The sequence below is a fragment of the Nocardioides sp. genome, assembly GCF_030655615.1.
Taxonomy (GTDB): Bacteria; Actinomycetota; Actinomycetes; order Propionibacteriales; family Nocardioidaceae; genus Nocardioides.
Map to the genome: position 1 here is coordinate 1 of NZ_JAURVJ010000138.1, position 5,087 is coordinate 5,087.

General features: G+C 71.8%; 7 protein-coding genes. 5 read left to right on the plus strand and 2 right to left on the minus strand.

All coding sequences use genetic code 11. The features are described from left to right. The 3 genes from Q7T52_RS11765 to Q7T52_RS11775 form a co-directional block, all read left to right on the plus strand. A partial coding sequence (locus tag Q7T52_RS11765; RefSeq protein ID WP_304802677.1) for an HNH endonuclease signature motif containing protein occupies positions 1–717 on the plus strand: 717 nt, incomplete at its 5' end. A gap of 50 nt (positions 718–767) precedes the next feature. Beyond that, positions 768–1,130, plus strand: a complete 363-nt coding sequence (locus Q7T52_RS11770; protein ID WP_304802679.1) for a hypothetical protein — start codon at positions 768–770, stop codon at positions 1,128–1,130. Positions 1,131–1,329: 199 nt separating this feature from the next. Beyond that, the gene (locus Q7T52_RS11775) at positions 1,330–1,485 is read left to right on the plus strand and encodes a hypothetical protein (protein ID WP_304802681.1); all 156 of its coding nucleotides are present in this window, start codon (positions 1,330–1,332) and stop codon (positions 1,483–1,485) included. A 70-nt stretch (positions 1,486–1,555) separates the two neighbouring features. Here Q7T52_RS11775 and Q7T52_RS11780 read toward each other — a convergent pair whose 3' ends face one another. Then, positions 1,556–2,998, minus strand: coding sequence for an MFS transporter (locus tag Q7T52_RS11780; protein WP_304802683.1), 1,443 nt, complete (start codon positions 2,996–2,998; stop codon positions 1,556–1,558). Positions 2,999–3,122: 124 nt separating this feature from the next. On the opposite strand from Q7T52_RS11780, the gene Q7T52_RS11785 reads away from it, so the two are divergent. Next, the gene (locus tag Q7T52_RS11785; RefSeq protein WP_304802685.1) at positions 3,123–3,674 is read left to right on the plus strand and encodes a TetR/AcrR family transcriptional regulator; all 552 of its coding nucleotides are present in this window, start codon (positions 3,123–3,125) and stop codon (positions 3,672–3,674) included. A 22-nt stretch (positions 3,675–3,696) separates the two neighbouring features. On the opposite strand, the gene Q7T52_RS11790 is transcribed toward Q7T52_RS11785, so the two are convergent. Continuing rightward, positions 3,697–3,825, minus strand: a complete 129-nt coding sequence (locus Q7T52_RS11790; protein ID WP_304802686.1) for a hypothetical protein — start codon at positions 3,823–3,825, stop codon at positions 3,697–3,699. A 64-nt stretch (positions 3,826–3,889) separates the two neighbouring features. Between Q7T52_RS11790 and Q7T52_RS11795 the strand changes: the two genes are divergently transcribed. Beyond that, on the plus strand, positions 3,890–5,087 hold a 1,198-nt coding region (locus Q7T52_RS11795), incomplete at its 3' end, for an AIR synthase-related protein (protein WP_304802688.1).

A 5,087-nucleotide genomic window follows, 5' to 3' on the forward strand; every position in this document is an offset into this window, starting at 1 on the left:
CAGCGCCTCGACCCCGAAGGCGCCGATGCCCGCGAAGCCGCAGCGTTGCAGCGCCAAGAAGCCCGAGCCCGCAAGAAGACCCGGTTCTCGATGGGCGACGACGGCCACGGGATGACCCACGGCCGGTTCTCCATCCCGACCTTGTACGGCGACATGCTCCGCAAGGCCCTCATGGCGCTGGCCGCACCGAAGCACGTCCGCGCCGCGCACGGGGCGGGCTCTTATGACTGGAAGACCCCGACCGCCGAGAGGATGGGCCAGGCGTTCTGCGACTACATCGCCCGGTTCCCCGCCAAGCTGCTGCCCAAGCTCGGCGGACTCGACGCCACCATCATCGTGATCGGCGACGCCGGCCTCCTCGACGGCAAGGTCAAGGCCGCTCGGCTCGACACCGGCACCCGGATCAGCCACACCGAATACCTCAGGATGGCGTGTGAGGCCGGGATCGTCCCGATGTGGATGAACGCCTCCGGCGAGGTCCTCTCCGTCGGACGCCTGTATCGGCTCCACACCACCAGACAACGGCTGGTCCTGATCGTCGAGCGCCAGCACTGCGAGGCCACCGGCTGTCAGGTCCCGGGCTGGCTGTGCCACGTCCACCACCGCATCCCCTGGTCCCAAGGAGGCACCACCGACACCACGACCGCCCAGCTCCTGTGCCCGTTCCACCACCACCGGGCCCACGCCACCGGCGACACCCACCCCCAGCGGGAGTAGCAGGGACGGCGCGACGTTTGCGGCCCGGTGGGCCGGGCAGGGACCCCACCATGTCGCGAACCCCCCACGTCCTCGTCCGCCTGGCTCGTCCCGTCGCCGTCGCTCTGTGCCTCGTGCTGTCGACCCTCGTGGTCGGGGTGGCCGCCACGGCGCCCGCCTCGGCCGCACCGGACCGGTGCGTCTCGAACGCCGAGTTCGTGAAGGTCAAGAAGGGGATGACGGTCCCGCGCGTCAAGCAGGTCGTCGGGTTCAACGGGCGCTTCCACCAGCGTCTGGTGGTGTCGCAGGACTACGTCATCGTCAAGCGTCGCTACCGGCTGTGCGCCAGCAGGACCAAGGTCGCCGAGATCGGCTACGTCAGCGTGCAGGGCGGCCCCTACAAGGTCACCCGCAAGGTCAAGGTCGCGCGCTGAGCCCCTCCTGAGCGGGCCACGACCTCGGGTCGTCGTCCTCACCGGCAGCGCCGTCTGGTCCGGTCGGGCCATCGTGGGCAGCCGGTCGGGCCGACTTGGCGCGACTTCGCGCCAAACAGGAGACACGGGAGCCCGGTGGGAGGACCTTGGGGAGCACCCCCACAGCCGGCACCCACCACCGAGGCGAGGAGCTCCGACCATGGCCGACGACACCTGGACCGAGCCCGCAGCCCTGGCCTGGGCGCCGGCGTTCCACGCCGACCCGTGCCCCGGCGGACCTCCCCAGGCCAGCGCCGACGGGCACTGGTGGTGGAACGGCGAGCACTGGATGCTCCGCCACCTCGAGTCCGCCTGACCGACCCCCTAGCCCCCCACGCCGCACTACCACGGCCCCCCTGCGCGTTGGCCGAACGGAGGGGTGTCGGTCAGGCGGCCTCGAGAGCCACCCGGGCCCGGGCCCGACGGGCCTGCGTGTGCAGGGCGATCCCGACGAGGAGCGCGAGGGTCGCGAACGCCGCCGAGGTGAGGAACGCTGCCCGGGCGCCGGGCAGGAACTCGCCGGGCACGGCACCGACGGCGTAGACCGACACGATCACGGCCAGGCCGATCGCGCCGCCGAGCTGCTGGAAGGTCTGCAGCAGGCCGGAGGCCGAGCCGGCGTGCTCGGGCTCGACGCCGGAGAGCACGATCGCCGTCACCGGCATGAAGGCCAGGCCGGCCGAGAGACCGTTGAGCAGCATCGGCCCGAACAGGCCCGACAGGTAGCCGTCGGACGCCGACAGGGTGCTCAGCCATGCGAAGCTCGTCGCGAGACCGATGGCGCCCACGATGATCATCGGCGCGGGGCCGACCCGGGTGAGGATGCGTGGGGTGATCCGCGACATCCCGAAGATCCCGAGGGTCAGCGGGAGGAACGCGAGGCCTGACGACATCGGGCCGAAGCCGAGCTCGCCCTCGATGAACTGCACGGCGAGGAAGAACATCGACAGCTGGCCGCCGACGACGAGAGCCATCACGGCCAGGCCGCCCACGCGACGTCGGTCGCGGAGCAGCTCGGGTCGCAGCATCGGGTGGGCGACCCGGAGCTCGGTGCGGGCCAGGAGGGCGATGAGCGCGGCGCCCACGAGCAGGCCGCCGATGACGCGGCCCGAGGTCCACCCGTGCTCGGGGGCCTGGATCAGCGCCCACACGATGGACACCGCGCCACCGGTGGCGGCGACGGCTCCGACGACATCGAAGCGGCCGGGGCGGCGGGCGGTCTCGTCGAGGTAGCGACGGGTGAGCGCCAGGACGACGAGGCCGATCGGCACGTTGATGAACATCGTCCAGCGCCAGGAGCCGAGGTCGGTCAGCGCGCCGCCGAGGATCAGGCCGATGGACATGCCGCCCGACGACACGGCACCGAAGAGGGCGAGCGCCCGGTTGCGGGCGGCCTCGTCGGGCGCGCTGGTCGTGAGCAGGGCCAGGACGCCGGGCGCGGCGAGGGCCGCGCCGACGCCCTGCGCGGCGCGGGCGGCGACGAGCATGCCCGGGGTCTGGGCCAGGCCGCCGACGAGCGAGGCGACCGTGAAGAGGGCGAGGCCGGTCTCGAACATCCGGCGGCGTCCGAAGACGTCGCCGAGGCGACCGCCGAGGAGGAGCAGCCCGCCGAAGGCGAGCGTGTAGGCGTTGAGGACCCACGACAGGCCGGCCGGTCCGAAGGAGAGGTCGGCGTCGATGTGGGGGAGCGCGACGTTCACGACCGTCGCGTCGAGGATGAGCATGAGCTGGGCGACGAGCACGAGGGCGATGCCGGCGGCGGCCTTGGTGGCGTTGGCGGGCAGCTCCTCGGGGAGCGCGCGGGCAGGGTTGATCGTCGGTGAAGACATGAGATGAAGGAGTCCTGTTCTGGCGAGACCGCCGACGGGGACGTATAGTGGAGACGTTCTCCGGTTCGAGTCCCACAATACGGAGACACTCTCCGTTTAGCAAGAGGAAAGGACGACGACGTCCATGCGTGCCGATGCCCAGCGCAACCGTGACCGCATCCTCGAGGTCGCCCGCGAGGTCTTCCGCGAGCAGGGCTACGACGCCTCGCTCGACCTGGTCGCCAAGCGCGCCGGGGTCGGTGCCGGCACGCTCTACCGCCACTTCCCGACCCGCGACGACCTGATGGACGCGATGATGCAGAGCTGGGTCGACCGGGTCACCGAGTCGACCGACAAGGTGCTCGCGTCCGAGGGGTCCGACCGCGACCTCCTGCTCCGCTGGTTCGAGACCTACGTCGAGCTCATCAGCCTCCACAAGGGCGGCCCGGCCAAGATCACCACCGCCATGGGCAACCCGGAGTCGCCGATCCGCAGCAAGTGCCAGGTGCTGTCCGGCGCTGCCGCGCGCGTGATGGAGAGCCTCGGCGAGCGCGGCGCCCTGCGCCCCGGCGTCGACGCCGTCCAGGTCTGCCGCCTCGTCGGCGGGGTCGCGTCCGTCGCCGACCAGTCCGAGCTCGACGGGGCCGCCGTACGCCCGCTGCTCGAGGTCGTGGCCGACGGGATGCTCGCCCGCTGACCAGCCCCGCTGGACCGACGCGTCAGTCGTCGTCCTCGTCGCGTGCCGAAAGCCGCTTCTCGAGCAGTCGACGCAGCCGCTCGTCCCTGCTCAGGTGCTTCCACACGCAGCGGTGGGCCGGGGGCGCGGGCTCGTCGTCGGGTCGGGTCACCTTCGCAGGACCCCCGAGCCGCTCCGGTGATACGACCTCCCGGCTGGCTCGGTAGATTTCGGGCGTGACCGAGCCCGCAGCTCCCCCGTCCGCCCTCGACACCGTCGCCGTCGCGTCCGCCGACCCGGAGCGCGCGCAGCCCTGGGCCGACCTGGGGCTCAAGGCCGACGAGTACCAGTCGATCCGCGAGATCCTCGGCCGCCGCCCGACGTCGTCGGAGCTGGCGATGTACTCCGTCATGTGGAGCGAGCACTGCTCCTACAAGTCGACCAAGGTCCACCTCAAGCAGTTCTCCGAGATCCCTCAGGAGACCCCGGTCGGCAAGATGCTGGCCGGCATCGGCGAGAACGCCGGCGTCATCGACATCGGCCAGGGCTACGCCGTGACCTTCAAGGTCGAGTCCCACAACCACCCGAGCTTCGTCGAGCCCTACCAGGGCGCCGCGACCGGCGTCGGCGGCATCGTCCGCGACATCCTCGCGATGGGCGCCCGCCCGGTCGCCGTGATGGACCCGCTCCGCTTCGGCCCGCTCGACGCCCCCGACACCCAGCGGGTGCTGCCCGGGATCGTGGCCGGCGTCGGCGGCTACGGCAACTGCCTGGGCCTGCCCAACATCGGCGGCGAGGTCGTCTTCGACGAGACCTACGTCGGCAACCCGCTCGTCAACGCGCTCTGCGTCGGCGTCCTGCGCCACGAGGACCTCCACCTCGCCAAGGCGTCCGGCGCCGGCAACCAGGTGATCCTCTACGGTGCCCGCACCGGTGGTGACGGCATCGGCGGCGTCTCGATCCTCGCCTCCGAGACGTTCGAGGACGCCGGCCCGGCCAAGCGGCCGGCCGTCCAGGTCGGCGACCCGTTCATGGAGAAGCTGCTCATCGAGTGCACCCTGGAGCTCTTCGCCGCCGGCGTCGTCGCCGGCATCCAGGACCTCAGCGGCGCCGGCCTCTCGTGCGCCACCTCCGAGCTGGCCAGCGCCGGCGACGGCGGCATGCACGTCGAGCTCGACCGCGTCCCGCTGCGCGACTCGACGCTCGCGCCCGAGGAGATCCTGATGAGCGAGTCCCAGGAGCGGATGATGGCCGTCGTCGAGCCCGACGACGTGCCCGCCAACCAGGCGATCTGCGCCAAGTGGGACGTCGTGGCCGTCGTCGTCGGCGAGGTCACCGACACCGGACGCCTCGAGATCGACTGGCACGGCGAGCGCGTCGTCGTCGTTCCCCCACGCTCGGTGGCGCACGACGGCCCCACCTACCACCGGCCCT